The following is a 15,795-nucleotide window of genomic DNA, read 5'->3' on the forward strand; positions in this document are numbered from 1 at the left end:
GGGGCGCGGGCGGGCGGGCGCGGGCGGGCGGAGGGGTCAGGCGAGGGCGACCAGTTCCCGGTACTCCTCGCTCCACAGGTCCTCGTCCGCCTCGGGCAGCACCAGGACGCGGTCGGGCCGCAGGGCGTCCAGGGCGCCCTCGTCGTGCGTCACCATCACGATCGCCCCCGGGTAGGCCCCCACCGCGTCCAGCACCTCGTCGCGGGAGGCGGGGTCGAGGTTGTTGGTCGGCTCGTCCAGCAGGAGCACGTTGGCGCCGGAGTGCACCAGCCCGGCCAGGGCCAGGCGGGTCTTCTCCCCTCCGGAGAGCACCCGGGCGGGCTTGTCGGCGTCGTCGCCGGAGAACAGGAAGGCGCCGAGCACCCGGCGGGCCTCACCGTCCGTCAGGTGCGGCGCGGCCGCGGCCAGGTTCTCCCGGACCGTGCGGCCGGGATCCAGCGTGTCGTGCTCCTGGGCGAAGTAGCCCAGCCGCAGGCCGTGGCCGTGGACCACCCGCCCGGAGTCCGGCCGCTCGGCGCCGGCGAGGATGCGCAGCAGGGTCGTCTTGCCCGCGCCGTTCAGACCCAGGACGACCAGGCGGTTGCCGCGGTCGACGGCGAGGTCCACCCCGTCGAGGACCCGGTGGGCGCCGTAGGACTTGCCCAGGGCCACGGCCCCGAGCGGCATGCGGCCGCAGGGCGCAGGCCGGGGCAGCCGGATCCGCGCGGTCCGCTCGGTGCGCCGCACCGGCTCCAGTCCGGCGAGCATCCGGTCCGCGCGCCGGGCCATGCTCCTGGCCGTGACGGCCGTGGCGGAGCGGGCCTTCATGCGGTCGGCCTGGGCGTGCAGGGCGGAGGCCTTGCGCTCCGCGCTCGCCCGCTCCCGGCTCCGGCGCCGCTCGTCCGCGGCGCGCTGGGCGAGGTAGGCACTCCAGCCCGTGTTGTGCTGGTCGATCGCCGCCCGGGTGGCGTCCAGGTGGAAGACCCGGTTGGCCACCTCCTCCAGGAGCGCGGTGTCGTGGCTGATCAGGACCAGCCCGCCCTGGTGGGCCCGGAGGTGGTCGCGCAGCCAGGCGACCGAGTCGGCGTCCAGGTGGTTCGTCGGCTCGTCCAGCAGCAGCGTGCCGCCGCCGCCCGCGAAGAGGATGCGCGCCAGTTCCACGCGGCGCCGCTGCCCTCCGGACAGGGCCCCCAGCGGCTCGTCCATCACCCGCTGGGGCAGTCCGGTCCCGGCGGCCACCCGGGCGGCCTCGGCCTCGGCCGCGTAGCCGCCGCCCGACTGGAAGGCGGCCTCGGCGCGTGCGTAGGCGTCCATCGCGCGCTCCAGGGCCTTCGGCCCTGCCGCGTCCGCCATGGCCTGCCCGGACGTGCGCAGGGCGCGCAGCGCGGCGTCCAGGCCGCGGGCGGACAGGATGCGGTCCGTGACGGTCACGGACGGGTCGGCGGCCCGGGAGTCCTGCCCGAGGAAGCCGACCCGACCGGTACGGGCGATGGTCCCGGCCGCGGGCCTGGTGATCCCCGCCAGGGCGGTGATCAGGGTGGTCTTTCCGGCACCGTTGCGGCCGACCAGGCCGACGCGGTCGCCCGGGGAGACGGTGAAGGAGATGTCGGACAGCAGCAGGCGCGCGCCGGCGCGCAGCTCGATGCCACGTGCGGTGATCATGGGGTGACGCTCCGAGTATGCAGGAGGACGGACTTCTGGCGGGGAAGCGGGTCCTCGGCTAGGAGACTCGGGGCGTCGACATGCGGCCACGGTAACCGGGCCGCCCGGGACGGCGCACCCCGTTTCCCGCGCCGCGGTCCGCGACCACCGCCCCGGCGGCCGCCACCCCGCCGCCGGCTCGCGCGCCCGGGCCCCCGGCCGGCCGTGCGTGCGCGCCCCCACCCTCCTCGAAGGACACGCACGCACATGGCAATGCACGGGGTTTCGCCACCTCGCGCCGGAAGAATGCCCCTATGGGGCATCCTGAGCACTTCCTCCTGGTCATGGTGGCGGCCGCACTCGCGCCCGTGCTCGCCTTCGCGGGCCTCCGCTGGTGCCGCATCCCGGTGATGATCTTCGAGATCGCCCTGGGGGTGCTCCTCGGGCCGGACGTTCTCGGGTGGGTGGACTCCGACGCGGTGCTGGACACCCTCTCGGAGCTCGGGCTCGCCATGCTCATCTTCCTGGCCGGCTACGAACTCGACTTCGGCGCCGTCGGGCGCGCCACCATGCACCGCGCCGTCTGGTCCTGGCTGATCGCCCTCGGCGCGGGCATCGGCCTGGCGGCCGCGCTCTCCGGCGGGGACGTCGACCGCGCCCTGATCGTGGGGACGGCACTGACCAGCACCGCGCTCGGATCGGTGCTGCCGATCCTGCGCGACAGCGGGCGGCTGACCGGCCGCTTCGGCACGGTGATGCTCGCCTTCGGCGCCGTGGGGGAGTTCGGGCCGATCGTCGCCATGGCACTGCTGCTGAGCGGGCGCCAGCCCCTGACGTCCGCCGTGGTCCTCGCGGTCTTCGCCGTCATCACGGTGGTGGCCGTGTGGTGGGCCTCCCGGCCGAGGCCCTCCTGGTTCTCCACGGTGGTGGAGGCGACCCTGCACACCAGCGGGCAGTTCGCGGTCCGCCTGGTGATGCTGCTGCTCGCGGCGATGCTCGGGCTCTCCGCCGCCCTCGGGCTCGACGTGCTGCTCGGCGCCTTCTCCGCGGGCATCCTCGTCCGGCTGATCCTCTCGGGGGCCGCGGCCGAGACGAGCCGCGAGGTGATGGGCAAGGTGGAGGCGATGGGCTTCGGCTTCCTGGTGCCGCTGTTCTTCATCGTCACGGGCGTCGAGTTCGACCTGGACGCCCTGCTGGAGGGCGGCACGGCACTGCTGTACGTCCCCGTCTACCTGCTGCTCTTCCTGGCCGTGCGCGGGCTCCCCGTGTACGCCCTCGCCCCGCGGGACCTGCCGCGGCGCGACCGGACGGCCCTCACCTTCTTCGCCGCCACCTGCCTGCCGCTGGTGGTCGCGATCACCACCATCGGGCTGGACGAGGGGGCGATCGCCTCGGACCAGGCAGCGGCACTGGTCGGCGCCGCGATGCTCTCCGTGCTGATCTACCCGCTGGTCGCGCTGCGCGCCGGCCGGGCCCCCGCGGGGTCCGGCGGCGGAGGGGAGGACCGTGCGCGCCGCTGAGCGGACGCCGTCCCGGGGCCCCACCCCGACGGTCCACCCCGGCTGGCAACCGGGTGATCGGGCACGCAGGCTGGCAGCGGACCTGTCCCGGTTCCCCCGCCGCGTGCCGCAAGGGAGTGCGAGTTGACCGCTACCTCAGCGCCCAAGCCCGCCGGGAAGGCGGTCCTGCGCTCCAACGACGCGGTGCGGGAGCGCTTCCCCTTCGACGACACCCGCGACCTCCAGGACGCCCGGCGGGGGTTCCTCGGCACCGCGCGGGACGGCCGGATCACGGACTCCGCGGGCCGCACCGTATGGGACCTGGACGCCTACGGCTTCCTCGGCGAGGACTGCCCGCCGACCGCCAACCCGAGCCTGTGGCGCCAGAGCAGGCTGGTCTCCGACCACGGTCTGTTCGAGGTGGTCGAGGGCGTCTACCAGATCCGCGGCTTCGACCTGTCGAACATGACCGTGGTCGAGGGCGAGCGCGGCGTCCTGGTGGTGGACCCGCTGATCTCGGCCGAGACGGCGGCCGCGGCACTGGCCCTGTACCGGGAGCACCGCGGCACCCGTCCCGTGACCGCCGTGCTGTACACCCACAGCCACGCCGACCACTTCGGCGGGGTGCGCGGGGTGGTGACCGAGGAACAGGTCGCCGCGGGCGTCCCGGTCATCGCCCCGGAGGGGTTCCTGGCGCACGCCGTCAGCGAGAACGTCCTCGCGGGCACCGCGATGGCCCGCCGCGCGGCCTACATGTACGGAGCGGCGCTGCCGAAGGGCCCCCGGGGGCAGATCGGCGCGGGCCTGGGGCAGACGACCTCGACGGGCGCGGTCGGGCTGATCCCCCCGACACTCGACATCACCCGCACCGGGCAGAGCGAGACGGTCGACGGCATCCGGATGGTCTTCCAGCTCACGCCGGGCACCGAGGCACCGGCCGAGCTCAACATCCACTTCCCCGGCCGCGCGGCCCTGTGCATGGCGGAGAACGCCACGCACAACCTCCACAACCTCCTGACGCTGCGCGGGGCGGAGGTGCGCGACCCCCGGGTGTGGGCGCGCTACCTGACCGAGGCCGTCGAACTGTTCGGCGAGTCCACCGAGGTGGCCTTCGCCTCCCACCACTGGCCCGTGTGGGGGCGCGAGCGGGCGGTCGCCTTCCTGCTGGAGCAGCGCGACCTGTACGCCTACCTGCACGACCAGACGCTGCGGATGCTCAACCAGGGGATGACCGGCGCGGAGATCGCCGAGGAGATGCGGCTGCCCCCGGCGCTGGAGCGGGCCTGGCACACGCACGGGTACTACGGTTCGGTCAGCCACAACACCAAGGCCGTCTACCAGCGGTACCTGGGCTGGTTCGACGGCAACCCCGCGCACCTGTGGGAGCACCCGCCCGTCGAGGCGGCGAAGCGGTACGTGGCGTTCATGGGCGGCGCCGGCGAGGTGCTGCGCCGGGCCCGCGGGTCCTTCGAGGACGGGGACCTGCGCTGGGTGGTGCAGGTCGTCGGCCATGTGCTCTTCGCCGACCCGGGCAACGCCGAGGCCCGGGAGCTCCAGGCGGACGCCCTGGAGCAGTTGGGCTACGGCAGCGAGAACGGCACCTGGCGCAACTTCTTCCTCACCGGGGCGCTGGAGCTGCGGCAGGGGACGGTCGGCTCGCCCACGGTGACCGCCTCCCCCGACCTGCTGCGGGCGCTCAGCCTCGACCAGCTCTTCGAGAGCCTGGCCGTCCGGCTGGACGGACCGCGCAGCTGGGACGCCGCGATCACGGTGCGCTGGGACGTCCGGGACGGGCCCCGCATCACCTGGCGGCTGCGCAACGGGGTGCTCACCCATGTCAGGGGCTCCGGCCCGGCCGCCGACGAGCCGGACGTGGCGGTCGGGCTCGCCGAGGCCGACCTGCGGGCGGTCCTGCTGGGGACGCTCGCCCCCGAGGACCTGGCCTCCGGGGGCAGGGCCCGGGTGACCGGCGACATCGGCCGGGTCGTCGAGCTCCTTCGGTACCTCGGCGACCCGGACCCGGACTTCGCGATCGTCACGCCCTGACCGAACGACCGCCCCTCACGCCGGTGCCCGCGTGCCGGAGGCGGCGGGACGCCTCCGGCCGGAAGGGCCCCGGATGGCGGACCGTGCAGGTCTCCGCCGCCCCCGGCGTCCGGGCGGCGCGGGGCGGTGAGCACCGGGCCCGCCCGGGCACCGCAGCGGGGCGGACCACGGCCCAGGACCGGCGGGCCCGCAGACCGTCCGCCGTCCCACGGCCCTGCCGGACCGGCCCGCCGCGTGCGCGCCCCCCGCGCGCGCCGCCTCGGCCGCGGAGCGGCACCAGGCGCTCCTGCGGCTGTCGTCCGCGGTGCTGACGGACCCGCTGCTGTACGCCACGGCCTCCCGGCCCGACCCCCGGGGCCTCCGTGAGCCATCGGCGCACGAAGGGAAAGGCAGGCGCCGACCGCGCTCGACAGCCCTCGGTCCGCGGGGCGGGTTTCCGGAGCACCCGGTGGCCCGTGGTGTCGCCGCCGGGCCCGCGAGGCCGCCGTAGACCCCCGGCCCCGTCGGCGTCGCCGTCGGCGTCCGCCTCGGCCCGGCCCCGGGCTCCCGCCCGGACGGGAGGTGGTCTCGCGTGCCCGCGGCGCACTCGCCCACCGCCGCGGCGGTGGGCGAGTGCGCCGCCCGGGTCCGCGGCGCTCCGCGCACCACCGGACCGGCGGGCCGGCGCGCAGCCGCCGTGCACGGCGGCTGCGCGCCTCACTTCCCCCTGCCCCTGATCAGCAGGGCCCCGCAGAGCCCGCCGATGACGAACATGCCGAGCAGGGCCAGGTAGAGCGGCATGGTGACGACGGGTACCAGCAGACGGATCTCGACCTTGCGGGTGTTCTCGACGATGAAGACGACGGCGAGGGCGACCAGCACGAGCGCGGTGACGCGGGAGGGTGTGAGGGACTTGGCGCGCCCGGTCCCTCCGGAGGAACGTCCGCGCGGCTTCTTCTCGGATGCTGGGGTCATGCCCCCAGCATCCGCACCCGGGGGCGCGGTGCTGCGGTGGACTGGCGCGAACGGGTGACGCGGGCAGCGGCAGCGTCCCGGGCGTCGGGCGGTGCCGCATCCTCGATGAGCTTTGTCCTGCTATGCGACTTATCCTCTTGTCTGTTCGCTTCACCCGGAGTGACGGAAGGGTGGCATCCCATGGTCCATGGCCTGACGGCCGACTCGGTCGGCCCGGTCGACGTCGCCGTGGTCGCCTTCGAGGGCAACCGGTTCAACGGCGAGATCGTCCCCGCGCTGCGCGAACTCCAGCAGAACGGGACCGTCCGCATCCTCGACCTGACCTTCGTCCGCAAGGACGGCGACGGCTCGGTCGGCGTCGTCGAGCTCGCCGACCCCGAGGTGGCCGAGGAGTTCGAGCGGATCACCGACGCCCGCTTCGACCTGCTCAGCGACGAGGACCTGGCGGCCGTGGCCGATGGCCTGCCGCCGGAGTCCTCGGCGCTGGTGGTGGCGTGGGAGAACACCTGGGCCTCGCGGCTGGCCGCCGCCCTGCGCGACTCCCACGGCCGCATGGTCTTCATGGAGCGCATCCCCCGGGACGACGTCCTCGCGGCGATCGAGGCGCTCGACGCGGAGTGAGCGGCGCCCCGCACGGCGGCACGTCCGCGCGCGGCGCGGAAAGCGCCCGCGGGGGCCACGGCCGGCCGCGGGGACGGCACGAGAGGAAGGGGGCAGTCATGCCTCAACGGTTCGGACGGCCCGGCCTGCTGGGTGCGATGGCCCGCACCGCCGTCGTCGCGGGCACCGCGACCGCGGTCTCCGGCAGGGTGGAGCGCAACGCGGCCCGCCGCGACATGGAGCGGCAGGCGCAGGCGGAGGCCCGGCAGCAGCCGGCGCCCGGCCCGGGCGCCGCACCGGCGGCGCCCCCCGCCGACCGGGTCTCCCAGCTCACCGCGCTGGCGGAGCTGCGGGACCGGGGCGTCCTGACGGACGAGGAGTTCGCGGCGGAGAAGCGCCGGATCCTCGGCGGCTGACGGCACCCGGCGGCGGGCGCACCGGCGGACCGGGCGTCCGCCGCCGACGTGCCCGCAGCCGGCGCGGGGGCGCCCCCGCAGCCCGCCCGTCCGTGGCAAACGGGGCGCTTTGGCGCGCCGTACGGGCGCGCCGCCCTCCGCCGTGGGCCCGGGACCCTGATCATCCGAGGCACGCCGGTCCGCCGGGGAAGCGCTCCCCCGCAGGGATGCGCGGCCGGCGCGCAGGACGGCGGTGGAGAGGGGAACGGGGATTTGAGCACCCGAGCGGACGGCCGCGCCGCGGGCGGCGGGGTCCGGCGCCGCGCAGCCGTGCGGTCCGGCCGCCGGGGCGGTGGGCTCCGGTGAGCGCCACCGCGGCCGCCCTGTCCCTGCTCGGCCTCGCGGCACTCGCCGTGCTGGGCCTGCACGGAGCGGCGCGCGCCCTGCGGGTGTCCGCCGACCCGCTCCCGGTGATGCCGTTCGGCTCCGGCCTGGAGCCGGCCGAGCACGCGGTGAGCCGCTTCCATGTGCGCTGGTACACGGTGACGATGCTGTTCCTGGCCTTCGACATGGAGATGGTGTTCATGTACCCGTGGACGCTGGTGGTCTCCGCCATGGGCCCGGGGGCCGTGATCGAGATGTTCGTCTTCCTCGCGATCCTGGTCGCGGGCGTCGTCTACGCCTGGCGGGAGGGCGCGCTGCGATGGACCTGACCCGCCGCGCCCTGCGTGCCGCCGCGGCCCGGCCCCGGGTCCTGCCCGCCGCCCTGCCGGGCGGGACGCCCGCCCGGCTGGAGGCGGAGCGCCTGCTGCGGCTGCGGGACTGGCCGGTGGCCGCCACGCCCGCGGGGGCCGACCTGCTGCTCGTCACGGGCCCGGACTGCCCCGCCCTGCACGACCCGCTGGCGCGCCTCTGGGGCGATCTGCCCGCGCCCCGGGCCCGGGTGCACGCCGCCACGGCGGCGGAGGTGGCCTCCGCGCTGGACACGGGGCGGGAGCGCCTGGCCGCCTGGTCCGGCCGGGGCTCCGGGGCGCAGGGGCACGCGGGCGGGAACGACCGGGTGCAGGAGCCCCCGGAAGGCGGAGGCGGGCACGCCCACGGGCAGGCGGACGACGGGGACACCGGGACGGGGATGCCGATGCCGGGCGGCCTGCCCATGGCGGAGACCGGCCCCGACCGGGACGGGCTGGCGCTGGACCGCCTGCACCTCGCTCTGGGCCCCTTCCTGTGCGACTGGCCGACGGGGCTGACCGTCCGGCTGGTCCTCCAGGGCGACGTCGTCCAGGAGGCCGTCTGCGAGGACCCGGCGGCCCCCGGCGGCACCCCGTTCTGGTCGGGCCCCTGGCTGCGCGCGGCGGCGGGCGAGCCGGTGACCGCGGGGGCGGCCGCGCGGCACCGGGCCGCCGCCACCTGCGACAGCCTCGGACGGCTGCTGGCGGTGGCGGGATGGCCCGAGCAGGCGGTGGCTGCCCGGCGGTTGCGCGACGGGCTGCTCGCCGGTGCGCCGGCCGGTGCGCTCCGCGGCCCGGCCGACCGCCTGGCCCGCCGCGTCGGCCGGTCACGGGTCCTGGCCTGGCTCACCCGGGGGATCGGCCGGGTGGACGGCGGGCGGACCGGGGGGTCCGCCCCGGCCGGACCGCCCGGGGCGGACGGCGATGCGACGGACCGCTACCGCCGGTGGCTCGACCGCCTCGGCCGTGACGTGCGGCACCTGGACGACCCGGCCCCGCTGGACCCCTACGCCACCGAGTCCCCGCGCGGACCGTGGGAGCCCGCGCACCCGCCGTCCGCCGCGCTGCTGGCGCTGCTCCCCGCACTTCTGGTCGGCGCCGAACTCGCCGCGGCGCGCCTCATCGTGGCCGGTCTCGACCCGGATCCCGAGGAACTCGCGGGCGCGGGGGTGGCGCCGCGTGGTTGAGAGGGGTCCCTGGTGGACGGTTGCGGCGGCCCCCCTGCTGCTCGCCGCGCTGGCCGCCCTGGCGGTGGCGGCCGACGCGCTGCTGGCCGCCCGGGGCGCGGGGCGCCCGGTCACCCTCACGGCCGCCGCGAGGCCCTTCCTGGCGCTGCCGCGGGCACTGGTGGCCGGGCCCAGGAGGCTGCCCGCGCCGGACCTCCTGCTGTGGCGGGCCGGTGTGGTCACCGTGCCGGTGGCGGCGGTGCTCTCGACCCTGGTGATCCCGTTCGGGAACACGGTGGTGGCCGACCCGTCGGTCGGGGTGGTCTGGTTCAACGCCATGGAGGTGACGACCTGGGCGGCCCTGTGGCTGGCCGGCTGGGGCCCCAACGCCGCCTTCTCCCTGATCGGCGGCTACCGCTTCCTCGCCCAGGGGCTCGCCTACGAACTGCCCCTGATGTTCGCCCTGATCGCCGCCGCCACCGGGGCCGAGTCGCTGCGGGTGGGCGACATCGCCGCGGCACAGCAGGGGCTGTGGTACGCGGTGTGGATGCCGGTGGCGTTCGCCGCGCACCTCGCGGGCGTCCTGGCGTTCTCCTTCCTGGGACCGTTCGCGCACCCGGCGGGGCGGGACGCGGCCGGGGGCGTGCTGGGCGAGCTCTCCGGCCCCGACCGGCTGCTGCTCCAGGCGGGCCGGTGGCTGTGGCTGGCCTCCGGCGCGGCGATGGCGGTGCCGCTGTTCCTCGGCGGCGGGGCCGGACCGGGGTTGCCCGCGTGGGCCTGGTCGCTGGTGAAGACGCTGCTGGTGCTCGCCCTGCTGGTGGTCGCCGCGCGCCGGCTGCCCGTGGTGCGGCCCGACCGCTACGTGGAGCTGGCCTGGGTGGTGCTGGTTCCGCTGACGATCCTTCAGGTGCTGGTGCCCGCCCTGGTGGTGCTGGGCCGTTGACGCGAGCGGAGGGATCCCGATGGACACGACCGACACCGTGCTGCTGACCGTGCTGGGCGTCCTCGCCCTGGCCGGCGGGGTGCTGGTGTTCGTGCTGGACTCGATGGCCCGGGTCACCTTCGCACTGCTGGTGTCGCTGGCCTGCTCCGGGGGCGTCGTGACCCTGCTCGGGCTGCCGTACCTCGGCGTGGTGACCGTGCTGATGATGGTCATGGAGATGGTGATCATGGCCGTGTTCATGATCGCCTACATGATGAACCCGGCCGGTCTGATGCCGATGTCGATGCTGCACAACACCCGCGGGGCGCTGGCCGTGAGCGCGGTGCTCTTCGCCGCACTGACCACCGGGATCTTCGCGGTGCCCTGGCCGGGACGCGAGGGGAGGCCGCCCCGGGACTCGACGGTGCAGCTCGGCACCGCACTGATGGAGGGTCAGATGCTGACCATGGTGGTGCTCGGCCTCGTGCTCCTCTCGACCATGGTCGGCGCGACGGTCCTCGCCACGCAGCGCGGCCGCTACGACCGGTTCGGCGACGACCTCGACCGGCGTCCGGCGCGGGACCCCGTCGGCGGAGGGGTGGGCCGGTGACCTTCGAACTGCTCCTGGTCCTGGCCGCCGGGCTGTTCTGCACCGGCCTGTTCGGCGCCCTGTCCCAGCAGTCCATCGTCATGATCATGATGGGGATCGAGCTGATGATCGGCGGGATCATCGTGGCGGCCGCCGCCTTCTGGCACTTCCTGGCGCCCGCCGCGGCGAGCGGCCAGGTGGTCGTCGTGGCCGCGGTGGTGGCCATGGCCGTGGAGATGGCCATGGGCTTCGCGGTCACCACCGCGCTCTACCGGTCCCGGCGCGTCGACACCGCGGACCTGGCACGGGACCTCCGCGGATGAGCGCGCTGCCGTGGCTGCTCGTCGCCGTCCCCCTGTGCTCCGGCGCCCTGCTGACGGCCGCCGGGAGGCGTGCCAACCGCCTGGCCCCCGTGCTCGGTCCCGCTCTCGCCGCGGCGACGCTCGTGCTGGCCGGGGCCGCGGCCGCCGTCCGCCCGGGTGCCGGTGCCCCGCTCCTGGCGGGGGTGCGCGCCGGGCTCGCGGTGGACGGGCTGTCGGCCGTCATGGTGGTCACCGTCGCCTCGGTGATGCTCTGCGTCCTGGTCTTCTCCGCCACGGAGTTCGGCCCGGAGGAGGACCTCGGGCGCTTCCACGGGCTGATGCTCTTCTTCGGCGGGGCGATGCTGCTCACCGTCACCGCGACCACGCTGCCGCTGCTGCTGATGGCCTGGGAGGCCATGGGCGCCAGCAGCTGGGCGCTGATCGGCTACTGGTGGCGGCAGCCGGCGCGGGTGCGCGCGGCGGACACGGCCTTCCTGGCCACCCGCAGCGCCGACCTGGGCCTGTATCTCGCGGCCGGGGCGGCGCTGGCCGGCGGGGCCGGGGGCCTGGAGCTGGCGCAGCTGCCCGCCGCCGCCTCGCCCTGGGTGCACGTGGCCGCCGGGGGCGTGGCGGCTGCGGCGCTCGGCAAGTCCGCCCAGCTGCCCCTGTCGTTCTGGCTGTCCCGCGCCATGCAGGGCCCGAGCCCGGTCTCGGCGCTGCTGCACTCGGCGACCATGGTCGCCGCCGGTGCCTATCTGCTGCTGCGGCTGCACCCGCTGCTCGCCGCCACCTCCTGGGCGGGTCCGCTGGTGGCCTGGACGGGTGCCCTGACGGCGCTGCTGCTGGGCGCCGTGGCCGTCGCCCAGCGGGATCTGAAGCAGCTTCTCGCCGCCTCCACCTGCGCCCAGATCGGCTACATGGTGCTGGCCGCGGGCAGCGGTGCGGTGGCGGGCGGCGTCACCCAGCTCGTGGCCCACGCGGCGGCCAAGTCGGCGCTCTTCCTGGCAGCCGGGGCCTGGCTCACCGCGCTGGGCACCAAGCAGCTGCCCGCCCTCAGGGGCGCCGCCCGCCGCTACCGGGCGGTCGGCACCGCGTTCGTCGTCTGCGCCCTGACCCTGGCGGGCCTCCCCCCGCTGTCGCTGTGGGCGGCCAAGGACGAGGTCCTCGCCGGGGCCCGCGCCGAGAGCGCGGGACTGTACGCGGTCGGCCTCGCGGGAGCGGCACTTGCGGCCGCCTACAGCGTCAAGGCCGTCTGGTACGTCACCCGGCCGCGGCCCGCGCGGGGTGCGGAGCGCTACGACACCGAGCAGCGCGGGACCCGGCACGTCGGACGCTCGGCGCCGCCTCCGCTCGCCGTGCTCACCGCCGCCGCGGCGGTGCTGGGCGTCCTGGCGCTGCCCGGCCCCGCGGCCTGGCTGAAACGCCTGGTGGGCAGCCCGGCGGAGCCCTCTCCGACCGCCTGGGAGCTGGTGCTGTCGGGGGCGCTCGCCGCCGCGGTGGCCGCCGCGGCCTGGTGGTGGGGCAACCGCCCGGGTGCGCTGCCCGCCGCGCCGCGCTGGGCCCGGGACTGGCTGCACCTGGAGCGGGCCGCCGACGCGCTGGTGGTGCGGCCGGTGCTCGCCCTGGCCCGGTCGCTCGCGGCCTTCGACGACCGGGTGGTGGACGGCGCGGTGCGGGCCGCCGCCCGCGGCGGACTGGCCGCGGCCCGGACCGCCCGCCGGGTGGACGACGACGGTATCGACGCGGCGGTCCGCGCCGTGGCCGCGGGGACCGGGCGGCTGGGCCGCTGGGCACGCCGCCCGCAGACCGGGCTGCTGCACCAGTACTACGCCCAGGCCGCGGTCGGCTTCGCGGTACTGGCCCTGATCGTGCTTCTGGCGAGGTAGCCCTGTGCTCAGTGTCCTGATCTTCCTGCCCCTGCTGGTGTGCTGCGTCCTGCTGGTGCTGCCGCGCGGCCTGCCGGACCGGAGGTGCGTGCAGGTGTGGATCGCCACCGCCGCGGTCGAGCTGGCGCTGGTGGCGTACCTGTGGGCGGCCTTCGACCCCGGCGGGGGGATCCAGGCCGAGGAGCGGGTGCGGTGGATCCCCGGCGCCGGGGTCGGCTACCACGTGGGCGTCGACGGCCTGTCGCTGCCGCTGGTGGCGCTGACCTGCCTGGTGTTCCTCGCCGCCGCCGTGTACTCGCTGCGCGAGACGCGGCGGGTGCGCGCGTACGTGTGCCTCTTCCTCTTCCTCCAGACCGTGTCCGTGGGCCTGTTCGTCGCCCTGGACCTGATCCTGTTCTTCGTCTTCTTCGACCTGTCGATCGTCGGCATGTTCTTCGTCATCGCGGGCTGGGGGCACGGCGAGCGGGCGCGGGCCGCGGCCCTGACCTTCTTCCTCTACACCTTCGTCGGCTCCCTGGCGCTGCTGCTCGGATTCATCGGGCTGTTCCTCGCCGCGACCCCGCACACCTTCGACATCGTCGACCTGACCCGGGAGAACCCGCTGGCCGGGCGCGGGACCTACGCGGGCCTCGTGCTGCTGGCGATCGGTGTGGGGCTGGCGGTCAAGACGCCCACCGTGCCCTTCCACACCTGGCTGCCGCCGGCCCACTCCGAGGCCCCCGCCGCCGGGTCGGCGGTGCTGGCGGGCATCCTGCTGAAGATGGGCGCCTACGGCTTCGTCCGCATCGCGATGCCGCTGCTGCCGGGCAGCTGGCGCCGGTACGCGCTGGTCGTCGTGGTGGTCGGTGCCGTCTCCGTGGTCTACGGGGCCCTGGTGGCCCTGGCGCAGACGGACCTCAAGCGCATGGTCGCCTACACCTCGGTCAACCACATGGGCTACATCGTGCTCGCCGTCGGCGCCGCCGGAACGCTCGCGGGCAGCGACGCGCAGGCCCGCTCCCTGGCGGTGACTGGCGCGGTCGTGCAGATGGTCAGCCACGGCCTGATCACCGGGGCGCTGTTCCTGCTCACCGGGGTCCTCTACGCCCGCGGGAGGACGTACGCGATCGACGCCTACGCGGGCGTCGCCGCACACGCCCCGCGGTTCGCGGCGCTCACCTTCGCGGCGGCGTTCGCCAGCCTCGGCATCCCCGGGTTCTCGGGATTCATCGCCGAGTTCCAGATCTTCACCGGCTCGCTGGGCCAGCAGACGGTGGCCACCGCCGTCGCTCTCACGGGGATCCTGCTGACCGCCGCGCTGTTCCTGCGCGCCCTGCGGTCGATGCTGCTGGGCGCCCCGCGGCTGCCGGAGGCCGCCTCCGCCGGGGGGTTCGCCGACCTCGCCCGCCACGAGGCGTGGTCCGCGGGCCCGCTGATGGCCGTCGCCCTGGCGATCGGCGTCGCCCCGCGCTGGCTGCTGGACGTGGTCGAACCCGCGGGCCGTGCCGTCGTGGGGCTGGTGGCCCGGTGAACCAGGACGTGGCGGCGCTCCTGCCGGAGGTCTCCCTGGCCGCGGCGGCCGTCCTCGGGCTCCTGGCCGGTTCCTGGCTGCCGCGCCGCCGCCAGTGGCTGGTCGCGGTGCTGGCCGCCGCCGCCTGCGCGGTCGGGCTGGCGGCCACGGGCATCGCGATGGCCCGCGGCACCGAGCAGGGCGTCTTCGCGGAGGTGTTCGCCGTCGACACGGCGACCGGGGCCGGGCGCCTGACGGTCCTGGGCGCGCTGCTGCTGGTGATCGGCCTGTCGGTGGAGACCGTCCGCGGTCATCCGCGGGAGAGCGAGTACTGGGTGCTGCTCCTGCTGACGGGGGCCGGCACCCTCGCCCTGGTCGGCGCGAACGACCTGCTGATGCTGTTCGCCGCCTACCTGCTCTCCAGCCTCCCGGCCTACGCCCTGGCCGGGTTCGCCAAGGACCCCCGGGGCACCGAGGCCGCGCTGAAGTACTACCTGCTGGGCGCGCTGTTGGGGACGGCCATGCTCGCGGGCACCGCCCTGCTCTACGGCGGGGGCCGCGGCACGCTCTACCGGGAGCTGCGCGAGGCGCTGCCGGGCGCGCCGTTCGCGGTGGTGGCCCTCGGCCTGGTGGGCGTCCTCGCGGGGCTGCTGTTCAAGGCGGGCGGTGTCCCCGCGCACTTCTGGGTGCCCGACGTCGCCCAGGGGGCTCCCGCCCCGGTCGCCGCCTACGTCACCACCCTGCCCAAGGTGGGCGCGCTGGTCGCGGGCTACCGGCTCCTCCACCAGGCGCTGCCGGGGAGCGACGTGGACTGGCCGCTGCTGCTGGCCGTGCTCGCCGCCGCGACGATGACCCTCGGCAACCTCGCCGCGTTCTTCCAGACCGACGTGCGCAGACTGCTGGCCTACTCCGCCGTGAGCCAGGTCGGCTACCTGCTGATGGCCCTGGCGGTGGCCACCCGCAGCGACCTGGCGCAGCGGGGGCTGCTGTTCTACCTGGCCGCCTACGCCGCCACCAACCTCGGCGCGTTCGCCGTGGTCACCGAGCTGCCCCGGGCGCGGACCCTGGAGGGCTACCGGGGCCTGGCGGGCCGTCACCCCGGTCTCGCCGCGGTGCTGGTGGTGTGTCTGCTCGGCCTCGTCGGCACCCCGCCCACCGGGGTCTTCCTCGGCAAGCTGGAGATCTTCAGCGCGGCCGTGGACGGCGGCTACACCTGGCTCGCGGTGCTCGCCGTCGCCAACACGGTGGCCTCGCTCTTCTACTACCTGCGCTGGCTGGGGCAGGTGTTCGCGCGCACCGGACCGGCCCCGGCCGGGACGCAGGCGGCACTCGGCCGCTGGGCGGCCGGAACCGCGTACACCGCCGCCGCCGTGTCCCTGGCCCTCGGCCTCGCGGCCGGGGCGGTGCTGCCCTTCGCCACCGGGCCTCTGCTGCCCTGAGGGGCGGGCTCCCGGGCCCGCGCCGCGGGCCCGCTCCCCCGGGCCGGGCTTCCGGCGTCACCCTGCGGGACCTGCCGCGCCGGGGGTAGTGTCGGCAGGTGACGGACCGGCAGGAGCCGTCAGCCGTACCGCGGGGGCGGTACGCGACCGACACCGG

Annotated in this window: 14 protein-coding genes; 12 read left to right on the forward strand and 2 right to left on the reverse strand. The window is 76.0% G+C overall.

The window, feature by feature from the left end; all coding sequences use genetic code 11:
- Positions 1 to 36: 36 nt before the first annotated feature.
- A complete protein-coding gene (locus tag NPS70_RS02375) occupies positions 37 to 1,641 on the reverse strand; it encodes an ABC-F family ATP-binding cassette domain-containing protein (protein ID WP_256522069.1) in 1,605 nt (534 codons plus the stop codon).
- A 293-nt stretch (positions 1,642 to 1,934) separates the two neighbouring features.
- On the opposite strand from NPS70_RS02375, the gene NPS70_RS02380 reads away from it, so the two are divergent.
- Together NPS70_RS02380 and NPS70_RS02385 are read left to right on the forward strand one after the other, a co-directional pair.
- Complete coding sequence (locus tag NPS70_RS02380; protein ID WP_256522071.1) at positions 1,935 to 3,140, forward strand: cation:proton antiporter; 1,206 nt, start codon at positions 1,935 to 1,937, stop codon at positions 3,138 to 3,140.
- Between the two features lie 123 nt (positions 3,141 to 3,263).
- On the forward strand, positions 3,264 to 5,165 hold the full coding sequence (locus NPS70_RS02385) for an alkyl/aryl-sulfatase (protein WP_256522075.1): 1,902 nt from the start codon (positions 3,264 to 3,266) through the stop codon (positions 5,163 to 5,165).
- A 696-nt stretch (positions 5,166 to 5,861) separates the two neighbouring features.
- Here NPS70_RS02385 and NPS70_RS02390 read toward each other — a convergent pair.
- The gene (locus NPS70_RS02390; RefSeq protein ID WP_256522077.1) at positions 5,862 to 6,119 is read right to left on the reverse strand and encodes a lipopolysaccharide assembly protein LapA domain-containing protein; all 258 of its coding nucleotides are present in this window, start codon (positions 6,117 to 6,119) and stop codon (positions 5,862 to 5,864) included.
- A gap of 180 nt (positions 6,120 to 6,299) precedes the next feature.
- On the opposite strand from NPS70_RS02390, the gene NPS70_RS02395 reads away from it, so the two are divergent.
- From NPS70_RS02395 to NPS70_RS02440, 10 genes are all read left to right on the forward strand, one after another.
- Positions 6,300 to 6,740 carry a DUF6325 family protein gene (locus NPS70_RS02395; RefSeq protein ID WP_256522079.1) on the forward strand — a complete coding sequence of 147 codons (441 nt, stop codon included), beginning with the start codon at positions 6,300 to 6,302 and terminating at the stop codon, positions 6,738 to 6,740.
- Between the two features lie 98 nt (positions 6,741 to 6,838).
- A complete protein-coding gene (locus NPS70_RS02400) occupies positions 6,839 to 7,135 on the forward strand; it encodes an SHOCT domain-containing protein (protein WP_256522081.1) in 297 nt (98 codons plus the stop codon).
- A gap of 341 nt (positions 7,136 to 7,476) precedes the next feature.
- On the forward strand, positions 7,477 to 7,827 hold the full coding sequence (locus NPS70_RS02405; RefSeq protein ID WP_256522082.1) for an NADH-quinone oxidoreductase subunit A: 351 nt from the start codon (positions 7,477 to 7,479) through the stop codon (positions 7,825 to 7,827).
- Positions 7,818 to 9,032, forward strand: coding sequence for a hypothetical protein (locus NPS70_RS02410; RefSeq protein WP_256522083.1), 1,215 nt, complete (start codon positions 7,818 to 7,820; stop codon positions 9,030 to 9,032). Before NPS70_RS02405 ends, NPS70_RS02410 begins: the two co-directional genes overlap by 10 nt.
- A complete protein-coding gene (locus NPS70_RS02415; RefSeq protein WP_256522084.1) occupies positions 9,025 to 9,954 on the forward strand; it encodes an NADH-quinone oxidoreductase subunit H in 930 nt (309 codons plus the stop codon). Before NPS70_RS02410 ends, NPS70_RS02415 begins: the two co-directional genes overlap by 8 nt.
- A 19-nt stretch (positions 9,955 to 9,973) precedes the next feature.
- Positions 9,974 to 10,543: an NADH-quinone oxidoreductase subunit J gene (locus tag NPS70_RS02420; RefSeq protein WP_256522085.1), complete on the forward strand. Its 570-nt coding sequence runs from the start codon at positions 9,974 to 9,976 to the stop codon at positions 10,541 to 10,543.
- On the forward strand, positions 10,540 to 10,845 hold the full coding sequence (locus tag NPS70_RS02425) for an NADH-quinone oxidoreductase subunit K (protein WP_256522088.1): 306 nt from the start codon (positions 10,540 to 10,542) through the stop codon (positions 10,843 to 10,845). The genes NPS70_RS02420 and NPS70_RS02425 overlap by 4 nt, the downstream gene beginning before the upstream one ends.
- On the forward strand, positions 10,842 to 12,710 hold the full coding sequence (locus NPS70_RS02430; RefSeq protein ID WP_256522089.1) for a proton-conducting transporter membrane subunit: 1,869 nt from the start codon (positions 10,842 to 10,844) through the stop codon (positions 12,708 to 12,710). The genes NPS70_RS02425 and NPS70_RS02430 overlap by 4 nt, the downstream gene beginning before the upstream one ends.
- A 4-nt stretch (positions 12,711 to 12,714) precedes the next feature.
- Positions 12,715 to 14,220, forward strand: a complete 1,506-nt coding sequence (locus tag NPS70_RS02435; RefSeq protein WP_256522091.1) for an NADH-quinone oxidoreductase subunit M — start codon at positions 12,715 to 12,717, stop codon at positions 14,218 to 14,220.
- Positions 14,217 to 15,638, forward strand: a complete 1,422-nt coding sequence (locus NPS70_RS02440) for an NADH-quinone oxidoreductase subunit N (RefSeq protein ID WP_256522093.1) — start codon at positions 14,217 to 14,219, stop codon at positions 15,636 to 15,638. The genes NPS70_RS02435 and NPS70_RS02440 overlap by 4 nt, the downstream gene beginning before the upstream one ends.
- Positions 15,639 to 15,795: the final 157 nt, after the last annotated feature.

The organism is Streptomyces sp. C10-9-1, from assembly GCF_024497955.1.
GTDB lineage: Bacteria > Actinomycetota > Actinomycetes > Streptomycetales > Streptomycetaceae > Streptomyces > Streptomyces sanyensis.